At 71.3% G+C, this 21,754-nt stretch carries 23 protein-coding genes and 1 pseudogene; 11 read left to right on the top strand and 13 right to left on the bottom strand.

The window, feature by feature from the left end:
- Positions 1-5: 5 nt before the first annotated feature.
- Positions 6-131: a hypothetical protein gene (locus tag O3438_RS05250; RefSeq protein WP_269678847.1), complete on the bottom strand. Its 126-nt coding sequence runs from the start codon at positions 129-131 to the stop codon at positions 6-8.
- An 11-nt stretch (positions 132-142) separates the two neighbouring features.
- Positions 143-415 (bottom strand): annotated as a pseudogene (locus O3438_RS34305) (hypothetical protein); the annotation flags it as partial.
- On the opposite strand from O3438_RS34305, the gene O3438_RS05245 reads away from it, so the two are divergent.
- Complete coding sequence (locus O3438_RS05245) at positions 348-761, top strand: hypothetical protein (protein WP_269678846.1); 414 nt, start codon at positions 348-350, stop codon at positions 759-761. The pseudogene O3438_RS34305 and the gene O3438_RS05245 sit on opposite strands and share 68 nt — an antisense overlap.
- 730 nt (positions 762-1,491) lie before the next feature.
- The gene (locus tag O3438_RS05240; protein ID WP_269678845.1) at positions 1,492-3,054 is read left to right on the top strand and encodes a glycoside hydrolase family 43 protein; all 1,563 of its coding nucleotides are present in this window, start codon (positions 1,492-1,494) and stop codon (positions 3,052-3,054) included.
- A 99-nt stretch (positions 3,055-3,153) separates the two neighbouring features.
- Here O3438_RS05240 and O3438_RS05235 read toward each other — a convergent pair whose 3' ends face one another.
- Positions 3,154-3,933 carry an SDR family NAD(P)-dependent oxidoreductase gene (locus O3438_RS05235; RefSeq protein WP_269678844.1) on the bottom strand — a complete coding sequence of 260 codons (780 nt, stop codon included), beginning with the start codon at positions 3,931-3,933 and terminating at the stop codon, positions 3,154-3,156.
- A 197-nt stretch (positions 3,934-4,130) separates the two neighbouring features.
- Here O3438_RS05235 and O3438_RS05230 point away from each other — a divergent pair, with 197 nt between their 5' ends.
- Together O3438_RS05230 and pip are read left to right on the top strand one after the other, a co-directional pair.
- Positions 4,131-4,970 (top strand): helix-turn-helix transcriptional regulator, encoded by an 840-nt coding sequence (locus O3438_RS05230; RefSeq protein WP_269678843.1) that lies wholly within the window; start codon positions 4,131-4,133, stop codon positions 4,968-4,970.
- A gap of 203 nt (positions 4,971-5,173) precedes the next feature.
- Positions 5,174-6,148 (top strand): prolyl aminopeptidase, encoded by a 975-nt coding sequence (gene pip / locus O3438_RS05225; protein ID WP_269678842.1) that lies wholly within the window; start codon positions 5,174-5,176, stop codon positions 6,146-6,148.
- A 71-nt stretch (positions 6,149-6,219) separates the two neighbouring features.
- Here pip and O3438_RS05220 read toward each other — a convergent pair whose 3' ends face one another.
- Positions 6,220-8,121, bottom strand: a complete 1,902-nt coding sequence (locus tag O3438_RS05220) for a S9 family peptidase (protein WP_269678841.1) — start codon at positions 8,119-8,121, stop codon at positions 6,220-6,222.
- Positions 8,122-8,222: 101 nt separating this feature from the next.
- Between O3438_RS05220 and O3438_RS05215 the strand changes: the two genes are divergently transcribed.
- The 3 genes from O3438_RS05215 to O3438_RS05205 are packed head-to-tail and all read left to right on the top strand — an operon-like array spanning position 8,223 to position 10,297.
- On the top strand, positions 8,223-8,807 hold the full coding sequence (locus O3438_RS05215; RefSeq protein WP_269678840.1) for an RNA polymerase sigma factor: 585 nt from the start codon (positions 8,223-8,225) through the stop codon (positions 8,805-8,807).
- On the top strand, positions 8,804-9,736 hold the full coding sequence (locus tag O3438_RS05210) for a CU044_5270 family protein (RefSeq protein ID WP_269678839.1): 933 nt from the start codon (positions 8,804-8,806) through the stop codon (positions 9,734-9,736). The genes O3438_RS05215 and O3438_RS05210 overlap by 4 nt, the downstream gene beginning before the upstream one ends.
- Before the next feature lie 54 nt (positions 9,737-9,790).
- Positions 9,791-10,297 carry a hypothetical protein gene (locus O3438_RS05205; RefSeq protein WP_269678838.1) on the top strand — a complete coding sequence of 169 codons (507 nt, stop codon included), beginning with the start codon at positions 9,791-9,793 and terminating at the stop codon, positions 10,295-10,297.
- A 9-nt stretch (positions 10,298-10,306) separates the two neighbouring features.
- On the opposite strand, the gene O3438_RS05200 is transcribed toward O3438_RS05205, so the two are convergent.
- Positions 10,307-11,257, bottom strand: coding sequence for a DMT family transporter (locus tag O3438_RS05200; protein WP_269678837.1), 951 nt, complete (start codon positions 11,255-11,257; stop codon positions 10,307-10,309).
- Between the two features lie 72 nt (positions 11,258-11,329).
- Between O3438_RS05200 and O3438_RS05195 the strand changes: the two genes are divergently transcribed.
- A complete protein-coding gene (locus O3438_RS05195) occupies positions 11,330-12,247 on the top strand; it encodes a LysR family transcriptional regulator (RefSeq protein ID WP_269678836.1) in 918 nt (305 codons plus the stop codon).
- Positions 12,248-12,250: 3 nt separating this feature from the next.
- Here O3438_RS05195 and O3438_RS05190 read toward each other — a convergent pair whose 3' ends face one another.
- From O3438_RS05190 to O3438_RS05180, 3 genes are read right to left on the bottom strand one after another with little or no spacing between them, the layout of a single operon-like run.
- Complete coding sequence (locus tag O3438_RS05190; protein ID WP_269678835.1) at positions 12,251-13,033, bottom strand: ABC transporter permease; 783 nt, start codon at positions 13,031-13,033, stop codon at positions 12,251-12,253.
- 31 nt (positions 13,034-13,064) lie between these two features.
- Complete coding sequence (locus tag O3438_RS05185; protein ID WP_269678834.1) at positions 13,065-13,823, bottom strand: ABC transporter permease; 759 nt, start codon at positions 13,821-13,823, stop codon at positions 13,065-13,067.
- A 14-nt stretch (positions 13,824-13,837) separates the two neighbouring features.
- Positions 13,838-14,806, bottom strand: coding sequence for an ABC transporter ATP-binding protein (locus tag O3438_RS05180; RefSeq protein WP_269683572.1), 969 nt, complete (start codon positions 14,804-14,806; stop codon positions 13,838-13,840).
- A gap of 126 nt (positions 14,807-14,932) precedes the next feature.
- Here O3438_RS05180 and O3438_RS05175 point away from each other — a divergent pair, with 126 nt between their 5' ends.
- A complete protein-coding gene (locus O3438_RS05175) occupies positions 14,933-15,508 on the top strand; it encodes a maleylpyruvate isomerase N-terminal domain-containing protein (protein ID WP_269678833.1) in 576 nt (191 codons plus the stop codon).
- A gap of 16 nt (positions 15,509-15,524) precedes the next feature.
- Here the strand turns inward: O3438_RS05175 and O3438_RS05170 are convergent, their stop codons facing one another.
- Positions 15,525-16,082, bottom strand: a complete 558-nt coding sequence (locus O3438_RS05170) for a GNAT family N-acetyltransferase (RefSeq protein ID WP_269678832.1) — start codon at positions 16,080-16,082, stop codon at positions 15,525-15,527.
- Positions 16,083-16,123: 41 nt separating this feature from the next.
- The gene (locus O3438_RS05165) at positions 16,124-16,615 is read right to left on the bottom strand and encodes a J-domain-containing protein (RefSeq protein WP_269678831.1); all 492 of its coding nucleotides are present in this window, start codon (positions 16,613-16,615) and stop codon (positions 16,124-16,126) included.
- A 205-nt stretch (positions 16,616-16,820) separates the two neighbouring features.
- On the opposite strand from O3438_RS05165, the gene O3438_RS05160 reads away from it, so the two are divergent.
- Positions 16,821-17,471, top strand: a complete 651-nt coding sequence (locus O3438_RS05160) for a LysE family translocator (RefSeq protein ID WP_269678830.1) — start codon at positions 16,821-16,823, stop codon at positions 17,469-17,471.
- Between the two features lie 8 nt (positions 17,472-17,479).
- On the opposite strand, the gene O3438_RS05155 is transcribed toward O3438_RS05160, so the two are convergent.
- Genes O3438_RS05155 through O3438_RS05145 form a run of 3 tightly spaced genes read right to left on the bottom strand, consistent with a single transcriptional unit; the run spans position 17,480 to position 20,328 of the window.
- Positions 17,480-18,304: an SDR family NAD(P)-dependent oxidoreductase gene (locus tag O3438_RS05155; protein ID WP_269678829.1), complete on the bottom strand. Its 825-nt coding sequence runs from the start codon at positions 18,302-18,304 to the stop codon at positions 17,480-17,482.
- Positions 18,301-19,623, bottom strand: a complete 1,323-nt coding sequence (locus O3438_RS05150; RefSeq protein ID WP_269678828.1) for a flavin-containing monooxygenase — start codon at positions 19,621-19,623, stop codon at positions 18,301-18,303. The genes O3438_RS05155 and O3438_RS05150 overlap by 4 nt, the downstream gene beginning before the upstream one ends.
- Before the next feature lie 57 nt (positions 19,624-19,680).
- Complete coding sequence (locus O3438_RS05145; protein ID WP_269678827.1) at positions 19,681-20,328, bottom strand: TetR/AcrR family transcriptional regulator; 648 nt, start codon at positions 20,326-20,328, stop codon at positions 19,681-19,683.
- Between the two features lie 57 nt (positions 20,329-20,385).
- Between O3438_RS05145 and O3438_RS05140 the strand changes: the two genes are divergently transcribed.
- Complete coding sequence (locus O3438_RS05140; protein WP_269678826.1) at positions 20,386-21,738, top strand: MFS transporter; 1,353 nt, start codon at positions 20,386-20,388, stop codon at positions 21,736-21,738.
- Positions 21,739-21,754 lie beyond the last annotated feature (16 nt).

Genomic DNA, 21,754 nt, shown 5'->3' with positions numbered 1-21,754 from the left:
AAGGTTCAGAGCCATTGGAGTAGCGCGACGTTGGTGACGGTGGCCTGGAACGAGGTCGCGGTCTTGTCGTAGCGGTCGCGACGCTGCGGCACTGCTTGAGCCGGTTGAAGCAGCGTTCGACGACGTTGCACTGTTTGTAGATCTGCTTGTCGAACACCGGTGGCCGGCCGCCGCGGTTGCCGCGTCGGCGGCGGTTGGCCTGCTGGTCGGCGCGTTCAGGGATCGTGTGCCCGATTCCTCGCCGTCGCAGGCCGGACCGGATGGCCTTGGAGCTGTAGCCCTTGTCAGCGATGACGTGATCCGGGCGGACCCGAGGTCCGCCTGGTCCGCGCGGCACTGCCACTGACTTGATCGCGACATCTCGACAGACGCTGATACCTTTCGAGCAGGCGTCTTCGGCATCGGCGGTGCGCATGGTCAAAAACACCTTCTCAAGGCCCAACCTTCTCGTGGGCGCCGGCACCTTGGTCATCGTTGCGCTCGGTGTCGTAGTCAATGTCTGGACCGATAGCTGGAGTTGGATCGCGTTCGCGGTCCTCCTCGGGTTGACCGGGAGCGCCATCGGCTTAGCGTTAGTCATCGGCTCGTCGATGCGGTCCCACCGGATGACCGTCACACAGTCGGCCAGTCTCGGCGGACGGATCTCCGATGTCAGAGTTCGGGCTGGCCACGGATCCGAGGTCGAGAAAGCGGCGACGAACGATGGGGTTCCGGCGGTCGACGATCGACGCGCACAACGCGACGATTCGGCGCTCGAGTGACGGCGGGGTCATCGAGGAGAGCGACGTGGTCGTCGACTGACAATCAGTCATCCGACGGCGGCCCTCGTCCGGTTCCCCGCAGTGCCTCCAGATAACTAGCAACCCGGCGACGCAGGCCGTCGCTGTGCGACTCGTCGAGCAACCGGTCGACTACCGTCTTCGCGTCCCCGGTGGCCCACCGCGTCAGTTCTCGCCATCGCAAACCATTGGCTGTAAGCGGCGCGGGCCGCGCCGAGGCACCCGTCGACTTCGTGAGACGCCTCGACCGTCTGCCGGTACACACTCTGCCGCAACGGCAGCCTCCCGTTGGCCGATGGCTGCGTCGCCGAGTCGCCGCAGTGCTGGCGTCGAACTCCTTCGCTCTCCACGGCAGCTACATCGCACCAGGCTGAATCATTACGCACAAGAACTGTCATTATGATGCACGTCCGATGCGCCCCTTTTGTGGCAGTGGATTATTGGATTGTTTTTATCGGTAAACCAGTAATATCGGCGCGGCAACGCCCGGCGGCGTTTCGGAGGACGTCACGCCCGGGTCTGCGGCCCGGACTCCTGAAGACCTGAGCGCCTACTGGACGCTGCTGTCGATCTGCTGGTTCAGCTCGTCGACAGAATCGATGCGAAGGCGGAGCGGAAGGAACTCATCCGCGAGTTGCGGAGGGTGTAGTCGGTGCAGGGATGTCTTTCGCGTCCTTGGGGGCCGGCCGGCACACCGGTAGAGTCACGTCGCGTGCCTCCTGGGACGACATTCCGCAATCCCGTGATTCCCGGCTTCTTCCCGGACCCCAGCGTCTGTCGGGTCGGTGAGGACTACTACCTGGTTTGTTCGAGCTTCGAGTACTTTCCCGGCGTACCCATCTTCCACAGCCGCAATTTGATCTCCTGGCGGCAGATCGGCAACGTGTTGGACCGGCCGAGCCAGCTCGACCTGCCGGTCGACACGTACGCGTCGCGGGGCATCTTCGCGCCGACCATCCGCCACCACAACGGCATCTTCTACATGGTGACCACGAACGTTCGGATCTGGCGGCACCTGATCGTCACCGCGACCGACCCGGCCGGGCCGTGGTCGGAGCCGGTCTATCTCCAGCTCCCGCTCATCGACCCGTCGCTGACCTGGGACGAGGACGACAACTGCTGGCTCACCCTGGCCGGCACCTCGAACTACCGCATAGACCCGGCCACCGGCGAGGTGTTCGAAGGTCCGATCCCCCTGTGGTCCGGCACCGGCGGCCAGTACCCGGAGAGTCCGCACCTCTACCGGATCGGCGACTGGTGGTACCTGTTGCTCTCCGAGGGCGGCACGCACACCGGACACGCGGTGTCGGTTGCCCGGTCCCGCAGCGTCCGAGGACCGTTCGAGCCGGCTCCGGACAACCCGATCCTCACTCACCGCGGCCTGCAGCGACCTATCCAGGCCACCGGTCACGCCGACCTGGTCGACGATCCGAGCGGCAACTGGTGGATGGTGCTGCTCGGCATCCGCCCCAAGGGACAATGGCCGCCGTTCCACGTGCTCGGACGGGAGACCATGCTCGCCCCCGTGCGGTGGGAACACGGTTGGCCGGTCATCGGGCCGGTCGACGAGGAGATGGCGATGCCACCCGGCGTCGCGGCACCGGTGGCGCTTGACGTCCGCGACGACTTCGACGCCGACCGGCTCGATCCGTCCTGGATCTCCCCGCGCAGCCGTCCGGACGGGAGCTGGTCGCTCACCGAGAGGCCCGGCTGGCTCACACTCACCGCCCTCGGCCCGACGCTGGACGGGCCGGGCGCCACCATCGTCGGGCGGCGCCAGCAGCACCACGACTGCCGGGCCGGCGTCCGGATGGAGACCGCCGGCCGCGCCGGCCTGACCGTCCGGATCGACGAGGCCCACCACTACGACCTGGAGGTTTGCGACGGTACGGCGCGGGTGTGGGCCCGCATCGGCCCGCTGCGCCAGAGCGTCGCCGTGTGCGCCGTACCGGCCGGCCCGGTGGACTTGGCCATCACCGCCCGGTCGACCAACCCGCTCCCGCCCACGGTCACCTCGGCCGAGCAGTTCGCCCAGCGGTCCGGGCCACTCGGGATCCGGGCCGCAGGCCCTGACACGGTCACGTTCACGGTCGACGCCGGCGACGGCCCCACCGTGCTCGCCGCCCTCGACGGCCGCTACCTGTCGACCGAGGTCGCGGCGGGCTTCACCGGCCGGGTCATCGGCATGTACGTCACCGAGGGCACAGCCGCCTTCGACTGGTTCGACTACCGGGCGGAGCCAGACGCCGGACCGGGTCCGGCTACCACCACCTGACGACACGCCCCGGAAGAATCCCGAGCGCCTGGTCGTACTCGATTCCCTACCTTGCGGCTCGCCGTAGTTTCGGGAGTCCCGGGCATTGCGAGTGAGCAATCAGACTGTCCGGTACCGCGTGGCCAACTCGGAGCTCTGCGCACCGAACGCGGCGAGGTCGGCCTGGAAGACCGCGTCAAGGAGGCCGGGGTCCTCCACACCGGGGGCGCAGACCGTCTCCCCCAGTTCCAGGCCACGCAGGCTGGCGGTGACGACGTCCTCGGCCGTCATCCGGGGCATCCTGCTCATGTCCAGGCCCTGACGCTCGTGGAACTCGGTGGCCACCACACCCGGGCACACGACCTGCACGGTGACCCCGGTGCCCTCCAACTCCGCGCTCAGGGTCTGGGAGATGGCGACGAGGTACGCCAGGCTTCCGCCGTAGACGGCGCGGCGGGGCATCTGGGAGTGCGGGGCGGGACCGCTGAAAGCGATCATGCCGGCCACGTTGATGATGGTGCCGTTTCCGCGTTCCCGCATGCCCGCGACCACGGCGCGAGTGAGCATGGTGGGCGCGAGAACCTTGACGTTGACCAGCTCGGCAGCCTTGTCGGCGGGGAGCTCGGCGAGGGGCATGTAGTGGGCGACACCTGCGTTGTTGACGAGCATGGTCAGCGGCTCGGTGGCACAGATCTCGGCGACCGCGTCGATGCCCGCGGTCGTGGACAGGTCGGCGGCCACCGTCCTGACCGTGACCTCGGGGTGCGCGGCGGCGAACTCCTCAAGGCGGTCCTCGCGCCGGCCCACGATCACCAGGTCGAAGCCGCCGGCGGCCAGGCGTTCGGCGAAGGCCCTGCCGATGCCGGAGGTGGCGCCGGTGACGAGCGCGAGGTTGCTCACTGTTCTTCCTTCTTCCTGGTCGGCCGCCGCGGTCATCGCTCGGTGCCGTTGCGCTCGATGCGCGCCAGCACGGTGTGATTGTCGTGCGATCTCATGCCCCAAGCCTGCGAAACGGCGGGGCGGGCAGCCAGACGTCTGGTCTTCCTGGGAACGCCGGTACCAGGCTGGCCGGAGTCGGCGCGGGCACACTGGTAGTCGTGGCAACGACGGAATTCGGGCAGGCACTGCGTCGCTGGCGCGAGCGGGTTCCGCCGGAAGCCGCCGGACTTCCCGTCGGCGGTCAGCGGCGTACCCCAGGGCTTCGACGCGAAGAGGTGTCCCAACTGGCCGGGATCTCCGTCGACTACGTCACCCGACTCGAGCAGGGCCGCGCCACCAGCCCGTCGCGACAGGTCGTCGAAGCCCTTGCCCGAGCCCTGCGGCTGTCCGGCCCGGAGCGCGCGCACCTCTTTCAGTTAGGCGGGTTGCAGCCGCCGGGACCTGACAGCGTGCCCGCCCACCTCACGCCCAGTGTGCAGCGCGTACTGGACCGGCTGACCCACACCCCTGTCGCCGTCTTCGATGCCGCGTGGACGCTCCTGCTGGCCAACCCGTCCTACGCCGCCCTCATGGGCGACCCGACCGGGTGGCACGGCCACCAGCGCAACGGGGTGTGGCGCAACTTCCTGGCCCCCAGCGACCGCGTACGACACACCCCACGGTCACGGCACGCCCTGCAGAGCGCCCTGGTCGCCGACCTGCGTACCGCCACCGCCCGTTACCCGGCCGACATGCGGCTCAGCCGGCTGGTCGCTGACCTGCTCATTCGCAGTGACAGGTTCGCTGAGCTGTGGGACACCGGCATCCCCGGCCAGCACGAAGCCGCCCGCAAGACCATCGATCACCCGCAGGTCGGCGCTGTCACCCTCGACTGCGACATCCTCACCGTGGCCGGCAGCGATCTGCGCATCATGGTCTACACCGCCGAACCCGGCACCGAGGACGCCGAGCGTCTCGCCCTGATCACCACCCTCGGCATTCAGACACTCGTCGGCTAGGCCACTCGACTTCACCCACGTCGGTGGACTGGCCGCCCGCCTGGAGCAGCTGCCGGTGATCGTCTCCGCGCTGTTGGTCGCCGATCAGCAGGGCATCGAGCTGTGGGGCGGTGGCCTCGGTCGACGGGCCGCGGTAGGTGATCTCCGTTGGACAATTTTCACAATACGATCGCCCTCCTACCCAGTTCTCGGAGGTCTGGACCTTGACCGAGCTTTACCCGCCGATCGATCCGTACGACACGGGCATGCTCGACGTCGGCGACGGCAACCTCGTCTACTGGGAGGTGTGCGGCAACCCGGCCGGTAAGCCGGCGCTGGTCGTCCACGGCGGGCCCGGTTCCGGGTGTGGGACCGGCTGGCGCCGGTACTTCGATCCCGACCGGTACCGGATCGTCCTGTTCGACCAGCGTGGTTGCGGCCGCAGCACACCGCACGCGAGCGACCCGGCGACCGACATGCAGCACAACACCACCTGGCATCTGATCGCCGACATGGAGCGGCTCCGCGAACGCCTCGGCATCGACCGCTGGCTGCTGCACGGCGGCTCCTGGGGCTCCACGCTCATCCTGGCCTACGCGCAGCAACACCCCCGGCGGGTGTCCGAGATCGTCATCTCCGCCGTCACCATGACCCGGCGCGCCGACATCGACTGGCTCTACCGGGGCGTCGGCCGGTTCTTCCCCGAACAGTGGGAACGATTTCTCGAAGGCGCCCCGGGCACATCCCGCGACGGGGATGTCGTCGCCGCCTACGCCCGCCTCATGGAACATCCTGACCTCGCCGTACGGGAAAGGGCCACGATCGATTGGTGCGCCTGGGAAGACGCGGTCCTGTCCGGGGAGACCGGTGGCGTATCCAACCCGTACGGCGACCGCCCTCCCGCGGCACGGCTGGCCTTCGTGCGGATCTGCGCGCACTACTTCTCCCACGGGGCGTGGCTGGAGGAAGGCGCACTACTGCGCGATACCGACCAGTTGGCCGGCATCCCCGGCGTCCTCATCCATGGCCGACTCGACCTGGGCGGACCGCTGCAAACGGCGTGGGACCTGCACCGTGCCTGGCCCGACTCCACCCTGACCGTGATCGAGAGCGCGGGACATCTCGGCAGCACCGAGACGCGGGAGCACGTTCTTCGTGCCCTCGACCGGTTCGCCGACAACGACGCCCCTCGCGTGTGAACACCTAGACTGGCCATATGCGGCAGGCGCTGAAAGACCTGCCCAGGTGGCGGCGGTTCTGTGCCGTCCCGTCAGGGTCGGAGCCAGCGGTCGAACCAGACCCGGGTCCGGCGCAGGACGTCGAGTTGGTGATTGCGTTCCCGGATCGAGTGGCCCTCTCTCGGGTAGATCACGAACTCGTGCTCGACGTCGAAGTGGCGCAGCGCCCGGTGCAGGTAGACGGCCTGTCCAAGGGGGACGTTGGTGTCCTCGGCGCCGTGCAGGATGAGCACCGGCGTGCGGATGTGGCTGGCGAAGGAGACGGGGCTGAGCGCGTCGTGTCGGTGTGGGCCGACGCCGGACCAGCCGGTGCCGCCACCGAGCGCCGCTTCGAACTGGCCGTTCTCCCCGGTCGCGGCGAGCATGCCCCAGTCGACGACCCCGGCGCCGACCAGCGCGGCGCGGAACCGGTCGGTCTGGCCGACGGCCCACGCGGACATGAAGCCGCCGTGGCTCCACCCTGCGATGCCGAGCCGGTGGGGGTCGGCGATGCCCCGGGAGATGAGAAGGTCGATGCCGGTCTGGATGTCGGTCCACTCCTCCTGACCGACCCGGCCGGCGACGCGGGCGGCGAACTGGTGGCCGTGGCCCTGGCCGCCGCGCGGGTTGGGCAGGAACACCGCATAGCCGGCGGCGGCCAGCCACTGCGCGCTGGGGAACCAGAACAACTGGCAGCGGTCGGCGTAGCGGTCGTAGGGGCCGCCGTGCACGATCGTGATCAGCGGGAACGGGCCGTCGGAGGCAGTTCGTCCGATCGGGAGTACGAGTAGACCGTCGAGGGCGAGGCCGTCGGTAGCCCGGTAGGCCAGCGGTTCCTGCGTGCCGAGGGTGAGCCCGCTCAGCTCTGGGCGAGTGTCGGTGATCTTTCGTAGTGGCCCGGTCGGGGGGCCGACATGGACGTCGACGGGTTGATACCGGCCACCGGTCAGCGCGGCGATCGTCGCGCCGGTGCCAGTGGTGGTGAGGTCGTTCAGGCGTCCCGGATGCGTCGACAGGATCGTGAGGTCGGTGGGGCCGAGCCGGGCCACTGTCGTGTTCAGGCCGTCGGCGAAGACCACCAGTGCGGCGGCATCGGTCTGGCACAGCTCGGTGGGACACATCGCTAGATCAGCGGTGCGGTTGCGCAGGACGCGGCTGCCCAGGGCGAGGTCGAACACGGCGGTGCCGGCGTGGAGTGCCGGTGGGGTGAGGGCGAGGTAACCGAGGTGCCAGCCGTCCTCAGCCGGCCACCAGGCCAGCGAGCGTGCATCGGCCGCGACCGGTCCAAGGTCCTCCACGGTCCCGGTGACATGGTCGAACAGGTGCAACCGGCTGCTGCGGGGGCCGTGGTCGCTGTCGGCGCTGGCCCGGGTCAGCACGGCGAGCGGGCCGCCGTCGGGCCGTTGCCGCAATTCCACGACGTGTCGGTCGCCGAACACATCCGGCGTGATGACGCTGCCCGTATCGAGGTGGAGCAGCCGCAGCCGGGCACGTGACTCCCGCTCGCCGGCGACGATGGCGTCGTCGCGGTCCCGGGCGCGGCGCTCGTCCTCCTCGGTGGGTTCGTCCTCGGCGAGCAGGGCGACGAGGCCGGGGCCGGCGAGGGGCAGATGGTCGATGATGCCGGCACGCCAGGTGGTCAACGCGGTCACCGTGGCGTCGGCCACGGCAAACCTGTGCAGCTGTGGTGTGCCACGGTCGGTGCGGTCGGACAGGAAGAACAGCGCCTTCGAATCCGCCGACCAGCGTGGCGAAGACTCCGTCGCGGTGTCGGCGGTCACCCGGTGCGCCACGCCCACGTCATCGACGTCGGCAAGCCAGACCTGGGTGTCAAGGTGGTCACCGACCCGGCTGACGGGAGCGAGGACGTAGCTGAGCAGACGCCCGTTCCGAGCGAGGACGGGGGCCCGCGGCTCACGACCGTCGACCACCATGTCGGCGGTCAGACCTGTCATGCGGACCAGTCTGCCAACATCGACAACGCAACACGGGACCGGGCAGGACAGGTCGGCTGGCGAATACGGGAACTCAGGGACGGCTGCGGACAGGTACCGGTGTGACAGCTGAGATGCGGAGCCGAATCCGCGCGGGAGACACCGAGGCGTTCGGGGACCTCTTCGACGAGCACGCCGACGCGGTCCGCCGACATGCGGTGTGGAGTGGCAGCGACCCGGCGCTCGCCGACGACGTGGTGTCGCTGACCTTCCTCGAGGCGTGGCGGATCCGCGAGTCGCTGCGCCCGGACGGGGACAGTCTCCGGCCGTGGCTGCTGGGCATCGCCACCAACGTGCTGCGCAACCGGCGGCGGGCGGCGCGGCGGCACCGGGAGGCGCTACGGCGGCTGCCGGCACGCGACACGGTCCCCGACTTCGCCGACGAGGTGGTCGCTCGGATGCACGACGCCGACCAGGTGGCCGCCGTCGTGGCGGCGCTGCGGGCACTGCGTCGGGCGGACCGGGAGGTGTTCCTGCTGTGCGTGTGGTCGCAACTGGACTACGCGGCGGCCGCCGAGGCGCTGGGGGTACCCGTCGGGACGGTGCGGTCACGGCTGTCCCGGGCCCGGACCCGGTTGCGGGCGCTGGCGGAGCAGGAGATGGCACGTACCCGAACGATTCCCGTCGAGCAGGGAGAGTACCGATGAGCGAGCCCACGGCCCCCCACGTGCCGGCCCTGCCGGCCATGCGCCGGCAGGCACTGCGACACCATCTGATGAACGAGATCGGACGGCCGGCCCGGCGGTCGCGACGGATGCTGGTGCTCGCGCCGGCGGCGGGCGTGCTGACCGCCGTGGTCGCGGCCGGCGTGGTCACCCAGCCGTGGGCGCCGGACAGCGCGCCACTGGTCGTGGCGGTCGCGCCGGGAGAACCGGCCGGCGCCACGATGCTGCTGAACCGGATGGCCGAAGCCGCCGTCGACAAGCCGGGCCCGACGTCCGGCGAGGGCGAGTACGTCTACATCCGCAGCCGGGGTGCCTTCGTTGAGTTCGGCGACGGGCCGGCCCGACTGCAGCCGGTACGCGAACGGGAGCTCTGGATCCCGCGCTACGAACCGGGCGAGGGCCTGCTGCGGGAGCCGCGCTTCGACGGACCCCTCACGGGGGTGGTCCCCCGGCAGTCGCGACTCGACGACGTGACGCCGAACGCGACGCTCGTCGACCTGCCCACCGACCCGGACGCGCTGCTGGCGAAGCTCTACCAGGAGCGGGAGCAACGGGGTCGGGGTAACAGCCGCGACGGCGCGGCGTTCACCGCGATCGGCGACGTCCTGCGCGAGTCGCTGGTGCCGCCCCAGACCAGCGCGGCGCTCTACCGGGCGGCGGCGAAGATCCCCGGGGTCGAGGTGGTCCGTGGGGTCACCGACGCGGCCGGCCGGCGGGGCATCGCCGTCGGGCACACCGAGCTCGACAGACGCGACGAGTGGATCTTCGACGAGCGGACGTACGAGTACCTCGGCGAGCGCAGCTATCTCGTCGCGGACACCCCCGACGGACCCGCCGGCACGGTGTTGGGAACGACGGCGGTGCTGCAACGGGCCGTCGTGTCCGCCCTCGGGGAGCGCCCGCAGCGGTAGCCGGCGCACGCGTGACTTGACCCTCGACCCGGTCGAGGCCCGAGCATCGGCGTCATGGACGACCAGCCCACATCCGACCCGACCATGACGCGCATCATCGAGGCGGTGCAGCTCGGCCAGGCCGGTGACCCGACCGAAGCCCGGCACCGCCTCACCGCGCTGTGGGACGAGATCGGCGCCGCCGGCGACGCACTGCACCGTTGCACAGTGGCCCACTACCTCGCCGACCTGCAGGAGACCCCCGAGGTCGAGTTGGTGTGGGACGAACGCGCCCTCGCCGCCGCCACCGACCTCACCGACGAACGCGCCCAGCAGCACCACCACGCGCTCCAGGTACGGGGCTTCCTGCCGTCGCTGCACCTGAACCTCGCCGACGTGCACCGACGGCTACGCGACCCCGACCGGGCGCGGGCGTACCTGAGCACCGCTCGAAGCCTCGCCGAGCATCTGCCGACCGACCAGTACGGCGATCTGATCCGCGCGGGCATCCAGCACGTCGACCAGGCTCTCGCCGTGGGCTCGACCAAGCGCCTCGACTCGCACCCCGCCGCGGCCGGCTGACAGCGCCCCCTACGGCGCCACCGCCGTCGGTTCGGCGACGTCGTCGCGTGCCGGATCCCGTGACGGGCGTCGTACGCGGGCCGACCGGAGTTGGAGGACGACGACGGAGGACAGCACCAGGGCACCGCCGACGAGCTGCACCACTGTCAGGTTCTCGCCGAGGACCAGTGTGGCGAGGACGGCGGTGACCACCGGTTCGACGGTGGACAGGATGGCGGCGGTGGACGGGCCGGTGCGCCGCAGCCCGGCGAAGAAGGTCAGCATCGCCACGACTGTGGACACCACGGCGATGCAGGCGACCCAGAGCCACCCCCGCCACCCGAAGGTCAGGTCGACGCCGCCGGTGAGCAGGGCGTGGACGGCGAGGGTTCCGGCCGCGCCGGTCAGCACCAGCGCGGACAGCACCACGGGTGCCAGCCGGTGCACGACGGTGTCGGCGACCAGGATGTAGGTCGTGTACGTCAGCGCGGCGGCGAAGGCCAGCAGCGCGCCGAGCGGATGGAAACCCACGCCACCGGCGCCGAGCAGGACCAGCAGCGTTCCGCCCGATGCGCCCACCAGCGCGGCGGCGCGCCTCGGGGAGAGCCGGTCCCGGCCGAGCAGCACCGCCCCCACTGTCACCAGGACGGGGTACGTGTAGAGGATCAGTGCCAGCAGCGAGGCGTCCATCAGTTGCAGGGCGCCGAAGAACAGGCCCGCCTGGGCGGCGTACCCGATGGCACCCAGCGCGACGGCGACGGCCAGGACGCGGCGGCCGTTCATCGCCGGCCGCCCGGGGGCAGACGGAGCCCGGCGCAGGCCCGGGCGCACCAGCAACGCGATGCCGAGCAGGACCGCGGCCAGGGTGAACCGCACCAGCAGCAACTCCCCGGTGGAGACGCCGGCGTCGTAGGCGAGCTTGCCGAAGATCGCCATGGCGCCGAAGCACGCGGCGGACACGAGACACAGTGCTGCACCCATGCAGCAAGGATCGAAGACCCGACCGATCAGGTCCAGCGATGACTTCCGGAGGTCAATCGTTAGGATTCCCGCATGGTCGAGCTGGACCTGCGGCGATTGCGCTTCCTGCGTGAGTTCGAGGAGCGCGGCACCCTGGCGGCGGTGGCGGCTGCTCTGGGTTACAGCCCGTCCACCATCTCCCAACAACTCGCCCTGTTGGAGAAGGAGGTCGGCACCCGTCTGCTCGACAAGGCCGGCCGGGGGGTGCGGCTCACCGACGCCGGGCACCTCCTCGCCCAGCACGCGCGAGTCCTGCTCTCCGCCGCCGAGGCGGCGCAGGCCGACCTCGCCGCCCTCGGCGGCGACATCCGCGGCACCGTCCGCGCCGGCGGCCTGCAGTCGGCGGCCCGCCGCCTGCTCATCCCCGCCGTCGCGCGCCTGAAGACAGAGCATCCGCAGGTACGCGTGGAGATCTTCGAACTCGAACTCGAACAGTCCCTGCCCGGCCTGCGCCTCGGCACCGTCGACCTCGTCATCGGCGACGAGTACGACAGCCATCCCCGCCCACGACCGGCCGGTCTGCGGTTCACGCTCCTGCTGGAAGAGCCCCTGCGGATCGTGCTCCCCGCCGCGCATCCACTCGCCCGATCCGGTGGACCCGTCGCGATGGCCGATCTGCGCTCCGACATCTGGGCGGCCTCGGCCGAGGGCACCGGCCACCACGCCATGGTGGTCGGGACCTGCCGTGCCCTCGGCGGCTACGAACCCGACCTGCGGCACCGCTCCAACGACGCCGACGTCCAACTCGAACTGGTCCGCGCCGCGACAGCTGTCGCCCTCATGCCGGCCCTGACCCTGCCCCGCGACGACCCCGCGCTCGCGGTCCGGGACATCGCCGAGACCACCCTCAGACGGCGCCTGGTCGCCGCCACCCGGGACACGCCACCCGCTCCCGCGCTCATCGCCCTCCTGGCGGCGGTGACGGACCAGGTCCGTCACCTCGGCGTGTAGGGGTCAGCGCAGCATCGCCCGGGTCATCCGGCGGGTGGCGACGTACATCGCTACCGACCCGAACGCGACGAGGTAGACCGCCGAGATCAGCAGGTCCCAGCTGAGGCGACCCAACGCTGGTTCGCGTACCAGCTCGATGCTGTGGTAGAGCGGCAGCGCCCGGATCACGGGTCGCACCGCCTCCGGGTAGACCGACAGGGGATAGAACGTGGTGGCGAACAGGTACATCGGCAGCATGACCAGCTGGATGTACTGGAAGTCGGCGAAGTCGCGCAGGTAGGTGTTGACGGCCAGCCCCGCCGCGGCGAACGCGTACGCGATGAGGACCGACGCGGGTAGGGCCAGCAGCACCCACGCCGAGGTGACCAGCCCACCGACCGCCATGAGGGCGAGGAAGCCGATCGACGTGAGCAACGCGTTGATCATTGCGCTGGTGACCTCGCCGACGGCGATGTCGGTGACGGAGAGCGGTGTCGGCAGGATCGCCTCGTAGGTCTTCTCGACCTTCATCCGGATGAAGACGCCGAAGCTGGTCTGGTTGAACGCGGTGTTCATCGCTGTCGTGGCCAGGATCGCCGGGGCCACGTAGACGACGTAGGGGACCTCGACGCCGGGGACGGTGCCGACGAGCAGCCCGACGCCGACGCCGATCGACAGCAGGTACAGGATCGGTTCGACGAGCGCGTTGAGCAGCGGGGTGACCGACCGGCGGTAGATCATGAAGTTACGTTCGATGAGCGCGAGGGCTCGGCGTCTCGTCCACGCCGGTACGACGACGGTGGTCATGCTGTCTCCACGAGGCTCTGGACGGAGGCCGTCACGGGTGCAACCGTCGGCGGTAGGTGACGCGGGCGACGAGGAAGCCGCCGATCGCGAGCGTCAGCAGGTAGGCGATGTGCACGGAGCTGCCGCCGACCGTCGCCGTGCCGAGGCTGAGCGTGCGGCACAGCTCCACTCCGTGCCACAGCGGCAGCAGGTAGGACACCGGCCGGATCCACTCGGGTAGCTGCGTGACGGCGAAGAACGTGCCGGAGAACATGTAGAGCGGCATGATCACGAAGCGGAAGACCGTGTCGATGCGGCGCAGTTTGCGCACACCGACCGCCCACGCCGCCGCCGGCGCCGCGAACGCGACCCCGGTCAGCGTCGCGCCGAGCAGCGCCCCGAGGGCCCACCATCCCCCGATCAACCCGAACGCGGCCATCACCGCGATGAAGGCGGCGCTGGCGACGAGCACCCGGAAGGCAATGAAGAGCAGGTGCCCGGCGGCGAGTTGCTCCGGGTCGAGTGGTGTCGGCGTGGCGCTGCGGTACGCCCCGAAGCCCGCGGCCCGGGCCACGCCCCCGGCCCCCTCCAGGAACGCGTTCTGCATCGCGGCGGCGGCCAGCATGCCCGGTGCGAAGAACGCGGCGTAGGAGACGCCGGCGATCTGGGCCGGCGCGTTGTCGTCGACGAGGGAGCCCAGGCCGGCGCCGATGCCGATGAGGAACAGCAACGGGTTCAGCACGTTGATCACGATCGAGCCGCGCCAGGTACGCCGGTAGCGCGTGACCCAGTACCGGAATGCGCGAAGCACCAGTGGTCCCCCTGCTACTCGATGAGCGATCGGCCGGTGAGCTTGAGAAACACGTCCTCCAACGTCGCCCGGCGGACCAACGCGGTGAGCGGCGTGAGCGACATGGCGTGCACCGCGGCGAGGGCGGCCTCTCCGTCGGCGGTGTAGACCAGCACCCGGTCGGGAAGCGGTTCGACGCGACCGTCGCTGCCGGTGGCCAGCGCCGACGTGCGCAGCTTCTCCGCCGCGGTGTCCCGTTCGTCGAGGCGGAAGCGCAGTTCGAGGACCTCCCGCGTGGCGTACCTGCTGATGAGGTCCCGGGGGGAGCCCTGCGCGACGATCCGGCCGTGGTCGACGACGATGAGCCGGTCGCAGAGTTGCTCGGCCTCGTCCATGTAGTGCGTGGTGAGGATGAGCGTGACCCCCTCCTGTTTGAGCTGGAAGAGCCGGTCCCACAGGATGTGTCGCGCCTGGGGGTCGAGGCCGGTGGTCGGCTCGTCGAGCAGCAGGATGTCGGGTTCGTTGATCAGGGAACGGGCGATGGTCAGCCGCCGACGCATGCCGCCGGAGAGCGTCTCGACCTGGTCGCCGGCCTTCTCCTGGAGCTGGGCGAAGTCGAGCAGTCGGGTGGCCCGTTCCCGGATGACGGCGCGTGGCAGCCCGAAGTATCGCCCGTAGATGTGCAGGTTCTCCCGGACGGTCAGTTCGTTGTCGAGGTGGTCGTCCTGGGTCACGACGCCCAGCCGGGCGCGGATCTGCGGCCCCTGTGTCATCGGGTCCATGCCGAGCACGCGCAGGCTGCCGCCGCTGATCGGCGACGTCGCGGCGATCATCCGCATGGTGGTGGACTTGCCGGCGCCGTTGGGGCCGAGGAGCCCGAACGACTCGCCCCGCTCAAGCGCGAAGTCGATGCCGTCGACAGCGCGGAACTCCGCTGTGGACCCGCGTGGTGGATAGGTCTTGGTCAGATTCCTCGCCTGGACCAGGGGTTGCTCGCTCACCAGGGCAGCCTAGAAAATCCAACAACGAACTGCAATATTTAAACAGAGCGCTGCAATTTCAAGACTATCCCCGGGGGTTGGTCGCCGATCTCGATTGCCACGCCCGACCGGACCTGCGAGGGTCGACGGATGTCACAGGTGACCGGCGCCGACCTGCTCCAGGCGGCCGACGAGATGACGCGCGTGCTGCACCCGCACCGCGAGCACGACTGGTCGGTGCCCGCCGGCACGCTGACGTGGAGCTGCTGGACCACGGCGGCGCACGTCGCGCACGACCTCCTCGCGTACGCCGGCCAGGTCACCGGCCGCCCCGATGACGGCTACCTGCCGTACGACCTGCGGGTCTCCCCCGACGCGAGCCCGGCACGGACCCTCACCGTCGTGCGGGCCTGCGCCGGGATGCTCGCCGCCGTCGTCGACGCGACCCCGCCCGACGCCCGGGCCTGGCACTACGGCCCCTGCGATCCGGAGGGCTTCGCGGCGATGGGCGTGGCCGAGACCCTGCTGCACACCCACGACATCACCCTCGGCCTCGGCGTGCCGTGGCAGCCACCGCAGCGGCTGAGCGCACTGGTGCTGGGGCGACTCTTCCCGGAGGCTCCGGCCGGCCCCGCCCCCGAGGTGCTGCTCTGGATGACCGGCCGTGGTGAGTTGCCCGACCGGGCGCGGCGTACCTCCTGGAATTGGCACGCTGCCGTGGACTGACGGGCTGGACCGCGCTCTACCGCATCCGCTCCGGATGGAGCTGACGATCGGGCACCGGCAACACGTGTCGGTGCCCGTCCAGCGGAAAGGTCGGCGGCCGGGCGGGCAGCGTCTCCTCGTAGACGAAGCCGCACTTCTGTGCCACCCGGCAGGACGCGACGTTGTCCACCTGGTGCAGCAGGTCCAGATGCGTCAGCCCCGAGAACCGGTCGAACGCCCAGCCGCTGAGCGCGGTGACCGCGCGCGGGGCGACTCCACGCCCACGCGCCCACGACGCCGTCCAGTAGCCCACCTCCGGTGCGGGGCGCTGCGGCGTGACGCCCTTGAGCACCACGTTCGCCACCAGCCGTGGACCCTCCGCAAGGTCTTCGAGAACGGCGAAGCTGTACCGCCGGCCGTCGGCCCAGTCCTGCCGCGTCCGCGAAAGCCAGTGCCGGCCCTCGGCGATGCTGGTCACCGGCAGCCGCGTCCATCGGCGCAGCACCGGATCCCGGTACGCCGCCAGCAGCCCGTCCAGGTCGTCGTCCACCCAGGGTCGCAGGACAAGCTCCGCCGCCCGCACCTCGATCACCATCCGCACAGTCTGCCGATGGCGTGCAAGGTCGACAAGACGCGTCAGCGCGACCGGCGCCGCCACGGCAGCGGCCACCAGGAACGGCGGGACCGGCGCGGCGGGGCGACGACGGCGGCCCGCTCGGTCGGTGGCGTCGACACGCTCGGTGGGGCGTGCTCGGCGCGCCAGCGGCGGACCACCTCGTCGGCGTTCACCGGACGCACCACCACCCGGGGGCCGTCGGGGTTGCGGAGCCAGGCCACGATCTGCGCGTTCAACTGCCCCACGACGTCGCGTACGGACTGTTCGGTGGGCAGGTCGCGGACCTCGTCGGGGATCTGCTCGATGCGTCGGCGCAGTTGCAGCGGGGTGGGTAGGAGCAGGTCGCTGGGCAGCGCCTCACGCTCCAGGAAACTCTTGATCCACCATGACTCGTCGTACGGCATACCCCGGCCGGGGATCGGCTTGCCCATGCCCGGCAGGTCGTCGAACTCACCGCGCTGCGCGGCGCCCAGGATCTGTGCCTCCACGGCCGCTTCCCACGCCTCGGTCACCCTGCGGCACCTCCCCCGGTCACGGTAGCCCGTCGCCTCCGGACGGCAGCGGGCGTCGCAAGAGATCAGCGCACCCGCCCCGGCGACCATTCCCGGCCGGCGGCACCGGGCCGAAGCGCAGGCCACGGGCCGCCAGGTGGCCCTCGGCCGCGATGTTCGTCCCGATTACGGTCAGTGTGGGGACTATCGAAAAGGGGGAACACCGATGGTGAGTTCGGGTGGGCTGCTGGGCATCGCGCTGGTCGCGTTGGGGCTGGTGCTGACACCGGGCCCGAACATGGTCTACCTGGTGTCCCGCTCGGTCGCGCAGGGTCGCCGGGCGGGGCTGGTCTCGCTGCTCGGGGTGGCCGCCGGTTTCGGCGTCTACCTGGCCACTGCTGTCGCCGGCCTGGCCGCCGTGTTCGTCCTGGTGCCGACGCTGTACGCGGTGGTCAAACTGGCCGGCGCCGGCTACCTGCTCTGGTTGGCCTGGCGGACGCTGCGCCCCGGCGGGCACTCACCGTTCACGCCCGCGCCGCTGCCACCGGACCCACCCCGGCGGCTGTTCACCATGGGTCTGGTCACCAACCTGCTGAACCCGAAGATCGCCATCCTCTACGTGTCGCTGCTGCCCCAGTTCGTCGATCCGGCGCGCGGGCACCTGGCCACGCAGAGCCTGCTGCTCGGCCTCACCCAGATCGCTGTCGCGCTGAGCGTGAACGCGCTGATCGTGCTCACCGCCGGCTCCCTCGCCGGCTTCTTCGCCCGCCGACCCGTCTGGCTACGCGTGCAGCGCTGGGTGACCGGCACGGCCCTGGCCGCGCTGGCCGTGCGGATCGCCACCGACCGGTCCCGCGCGGCGGTCGCCGCGGCCTGACCCGGCGGTCACCGGCCTCGGTGGCGGCGGACCATCCCGGCGGCCAGCGGCGCGGCGTCCAGGTCACCGGCGGCGAGCCGGGCGGCGAGGGTACGGCGCACCAGCCGGTCGGCCAGCGCGGGCGCGTGCCGGCCGACGGCCATCTCCAGGCGGCCACGGGCGGTGGTGGCCACGTCCCGGGGTGCCCGACGGGCAGTCGCGGTACGCAGGATCGCCGCGACCACCCCCTGCACCGGCTCGGGGCGGGACACGCCCTGCAACGACAGTCCCGCCTCGGCGGTGCTGTCGTGGATGGGTGAGGCGACCATGCTCGGGTAGACGACGCTGACCCCGACGTGGCTGCCCACCTCGTGCCGCAGCGCGTCGGCGTACGCCACCAGTGCCCGCTTGCTCACCCCGTACGCGGCGGCGAGGGGCAGCGGCAGCACCGCCATCCGACTGGCCACGAAGATGACCCGTCCGTGGGCGGTGACCAGTGGCGGCAGGGCGGCGGCGGTGGTCCGCCACGCGGCGAGCAGGTTGACCTCCAGTTGCCGGCGGACCACCTCGTCGGGTGGCAGCTCGGCCGGGGCGGGGCCACCCACGCCGGCGTTGTTGATCAGCAGGTCGAGCCCGCCGAGCTGGTCGACGGCGGCCCGCACCGCCGGTGCCACGGCGTCCGGGTCGGTGAGGTCGCAGCCGAGCACCGGCACCTCGCCGTCGGGTTGAGGGTGCAGGTCGAGCCCCACCACCCGCGCGCCGGCGGCGGTCAACGCCGTACCGAGGTGTCGACCGAAGGTGCCGCTCGCCCCGGTCACCAGCACCCGGCGGCCGGCCAGCGACCGGTGCGTCACCGCCGGGCTCCGGCTGCGGCCCGGCGGGCCCCGGCCGCCAACTCCCGGGTCAGCTCGGCCAGGTAGACGTCAAAGTCCACGCGCATCGCCGGACGGCGCTGACCCCAGCGGGCGGTCGCGGCCCGCAGGTCGGCCCGGCAGGCGGCCCGCTGTCGTTGCGGGTCGGGCAACGCGTACCGGCCGGCGAGGTGCGCGGCGACCAGTTTGGCCTGCGCCTCGACCAGGGGGAACGCCGATCCGGTGGACTGCACCAGCCCGACGAAGGTCAGACCGGGGGCGTCCGGGTGGAACACGTGCCGGTACAACGGCAGGCTGTCCGGGCCGTCGCCGAGCAGCGCCGGGTCGAGGAACGGGACCACCACCCGGTACCCGGTGCACCAGATGATCAGGTCGACGCTGTCGCTGCGCCCGTCGGTGAACTCGACCCGGTCACCGTCGACGGAGGCGATGCCGGGTCGGGCCTCGACGTCGCCGTGGGTCAGCCGGGACAGCAACCCGTCGGACAGCGTCGGGTGGTCCTGCAGGAAGCCGTGGCGCGGCGCGGGCAACCCGTAGCGGGTGGGGTTGCCGACGGTGGTGCTCAGCATCGTCTGGCTGATGCGTTGCCGCAGCCGCCACGGCAGCCGGCGGGCCAACGCCCCGTTGAGGGTGTCCGAGGGGCGACCCAGCAGGTACTTCGGCACCACCCAGACGCCGCGGCGCAACGACAGCAACGTGCGGGTCGCGGCGCACGAGGCGTCCACGGCGATGTCCATCGCGGAGTTGCCGCCCCCGACGACGAGGACCCGCCTGCCGGCCAACTGCTCCGGACCCCGGTAGTCGTGGCTGTGCATCTGCTCGGCGGTGCAGGTGCCGGCGTACGACGGCTCGGGCAGCTTGGGCACCCGGTTGTGTCCGTTGGCCACGACCACGGCGTCGACGGTGACCTCGACCGGTGCGTCCGGCCCGCTCGCGGCCACCGTCCAGGTGCCGTCCTGGTTGCGGGTGACCCGCTCGACGGTGTGGCGCAGCCGGATGTGTTCGCCCAACCCGAACCGGTCGACGTAGTCGGCCAGGTAGCCGGCGACCCGGGTGTGGTCGGGGTAGTCGGGCCAGTCGGTGGGCATCGGGTGGTCGGCGAACTGGGTGCGGCCCCGGCTGGTGTTCAGGTGCAACGTCCGGTACGCCGGTGAGTCGGCGGCTCCGTACACCCAGAGGCCACCGACCTGGTCGGTGGCCTCGAAGCAGACCACCGCCGCGCCGACGTCGCGCAACGCCTTGACCGCGGCGAGCCCGGCCGCGCCGGCGCCGATCACCGCCACCTGAGGTGGTACGCCCATCGCCGCCCCCATCTAAATCCAACGTCTGATGGATAATCGTCGTCGGGCGGTCACCCGTCAAGAGGTCGACGGCCCGTACAAACCGTCGAGCAGCCGATGCACGAACGCCCGGAACTCGCGCCGCTCCCGTGCCCCCGGCGCGCCCGCCGCCAACGCCACCACGTGACCGTGGGTCGCCCACACCAGGCTGCGTACGGTGATGTGCGGGGTCGGTTCCGCCAGCGCGCCGGCCGCCGCTGCGGCGCCGAGCAGCTCAGCCACCAGCCGGTACAACGGGTCGGCGTAGCGCTGGTCCAACTCGGCGTGCCGCTGCGGCTCCAACCAGCGGCGCAGCCACAGCGCGGTGGTCTCCGGGCGGTCCTCCAGGAAGTCGACGAAGACGTCGACCAGCTCGTGCAGGGCTCGCCGCGCCGCGTCCGGCCCCGCGTCAAGAGCGGCGCGGGCCTGCTCGGCGGCTTCGGTGAGGACCTCCCGCTCGGCGGCGAAGACGCGGGCGAAGCAGGCGTCGTAGAGCGCCGCCTTCGTACCCGTGTGGTGCGCGACGGTGGCGACGTCGACCCCGGCGGCAGCGGCGACCTCCCGCAGCCCGACGGCGTCGAAGCCACGCTCGGCGAACAGCGCGGTCGCGGCGGTGAGCACCACCTCGCGGGTCGGCCGGGTCTCGTCGCGTCGCGGGCGACCCGGACGGCGTCGGGGCATGGTCATGGCCGCCATTCTGCCCCTAGAATCCAGCAACCGTTGGATTGCGGAGAGGACGCGGCGATGACCGGGCTCGACGGGCGGCCCGTGGCCGCCACCGACGCGACGCTCCCCCGTGGCCCCCTGGCGGGCTTCGCGGCCGGCTCACTCGGCATGGGTGTCTGGGTGACGGTGCCCGGCCTGCTGCTGCTCTACTTCCTCACCGACGTGCTGGCCGTCGACCCGTGGCTGGCCGGCATCGCGCTGCTGCTGCCCAAGGTCGCCGACGTGGTGCTGCACCCCTGGGTGGGTCACCGCGCCGACGTCGAGCAGACCCGACGCGGCGACCGGCGACGCCTGCTGCTGGTCGGCTGCGCCCTGCCGCTCGCGTTCGCCGCGCTGTTCGCGGTGCCCGGCGGCCTGACCGGCCCGCCGGCGGCGGCGTGGGTGGCGGTGTTCTTCGTCGTCGGCAACCTGCTCTTCGCCACCTACCAGGTCCCCTACCTGGCCACCCCGGCCGACCTGCGCATCGGCTACGACGAACGCACCCGGCTGATGGCGTTCCGGATGGTCGTGCTGACCCTGGGCATCCTGGTGTCCGGCCTGCTGGCGCCGCTGCTCACCGGCGGCGACACCGCGACCCGCTCCGGCTACCAGCGGATGGGCCTGCTCCTCGCCGTCGGGATGCTGGTGGCCATGCTCGTCGGCGTCGCCGGCATCCGCCGGCTGCGCGGGTCGGCGGCGGACCCCACCCCGGCGGGGCACGGCGGGTGGCGCGCCCTGCGCACCGCGCTGCGCGACCGGCAGTTCCGCTGGCTCGTCGCCGCCTACCTGGCGATGTCCACCACCACCCACCTGGTGCTCGCCGGGGTGCCCTACTACGCCGAGTACGAACTGCGGGCCACCGGCCTGACCACGGTGCTGGTGGCCGCGTTCGTCGCTCCGGCGCTGCTGGTCACCCCGGCCTGGCTGATGGTGGCCCGCCGCGTCGGCAAGCAACGGGCGTTGCTCGGCGCGCAGGCCGCGTTCGCCCTCGGGTCGCTGGTGCTGGCGGTGGGCCGCCCGGCCGGCCTGCCGGTGCTGATCGGCGCGGTGGCGGTGCTCGGCGTGGCGTTCGCCGGCATGCAACTGCTGCCGTTCTCGATGCTGCCCGACGTGATCCGCGCGGCCCCCGCCACCACCGGCGCCGGCACGTACACCGGGGTGTGGACGGCCACCGAGGCCACCGGCGCGGCCCTCGGTCCGTACGCGTACGCCCTGTGCCTGACCGTCGGTGGTTTCGTGGCCTCGACGGCCGGTGAGTCGACGGTGCAACCGGACGCGGCGCTCGCCGCGGTCCGCTACGGCTTCGGGCTGCTGCCGGCGGTGGCGATGCTCGCGGCCGTGCTGCTGCAACGCCGCTACACCCTGGACGCCACCGCCCGGACGACGACCTGAACGGTCGGCACTAGAC

Source organism: Micromonospora sp. WMMC250 (assembly GCF_027460215.1).
Taxonomy (GTDB): domain Bacteria; phylum Actinomycetota; class Actinomycetes; order Mycobacteriales; family Micromonosporaceae; genus Micromonospora; species Micromonospora taraxaci.
The sequence above is the reverse complement of the archived record's forward strand: the minus strand, read 5'-3'. Positions and strand labels throughout refer to the sequence as shown.

Excerpts from the sequence above, each read along its gene's own strand:
- O3438_RS05220 (WP_269678841.1), bottom strand. The coding sequence starts at position 8,121 with ATGACAGGTCTGACCGCCGACATGGTGGTCGACGGTCGTGAGCCGCGG.
- O3438_RS05210 (WP_269678839.1), top strand. The coding sequence starts at position 8,804 with ATGAGCGAGCCCACGGCCCCCCACGTGCCGGCCCTGCCGGCCATGCGC.
- O3438_RS05205 (WP_269678838.1), top strand. The coding sequence starts at position 9,791 with ATGGACGACCAGCCCACATCCGACCCGACCATGACGCGCATCATCGAG.
- O3438_RS05200 (WP_269678837.1), bottom strand. The coding sequence starts at position 11,257 with ATGGGTGCAGCACTGTGTCTCGTGTCCGCCGCGTGCTTCGGCGCCATG.
- O3438_RS05195 (WP_269678836.1), top strand. The coding sequence starts at position 11,330 with ATGGTCGAGCTGGACCTGCGGCGATTGCGCTTCCTGCGTGAGTTCGAG.
- O3438_RS05190 (WP_269678835.1), bottom strand. The coding sequence starts at position 13,033 with ATGACCACCGTCGTCGTACCGGCGTGGACGAGACGCCGAGCCCTCGCG.
- O3438_RS05175 (WP_269678833.1), top strand. The coding sequence starts at position 14,933 with ATGTCACAGGTGACCGGCGCCGACCTGCTCCAGGCGGCCGACGAGATG.
- O3438_RS05170 (WP_269678832.1), bottom strand. The coding sequence starts at position 16,082 with ATGGTGATCGAGGTGCGGGCGGCGGAGCTTGTCCTGCGACCCTGGGTG.
- O3438_RS05160 (WP_269678830.1), top strand. The coding sequence starts at position 16,821 with ATGGTGAGTTCGGGTGGGCTGCTGGGCATCGCGCTGGTCGCGTTGGGG.
- O3438_RS05150 (WP_269678828.1), bottom strand. The coding sequence starts at position 19,623 with ATGGGCGTACCACCTCAGGTGGCGGTGATCGGCGCCGGCGCGGCCGGG.
- O3438_RS05145 (WP_269678827.1), bottom strand. The coding sequence starts at position 20,328 with ATGACCATGCCCCGACGCCGTCCGGGTCGCCCGCGACGCGACGAGACC.
- O3438_RS05140 (WP_269678826.1), top strand. The coding sequence starts at position 20,386 with ATGACCGGGCTCGACGGGCGGCCCGTGGCCGCCACCGACGCGACGCTC.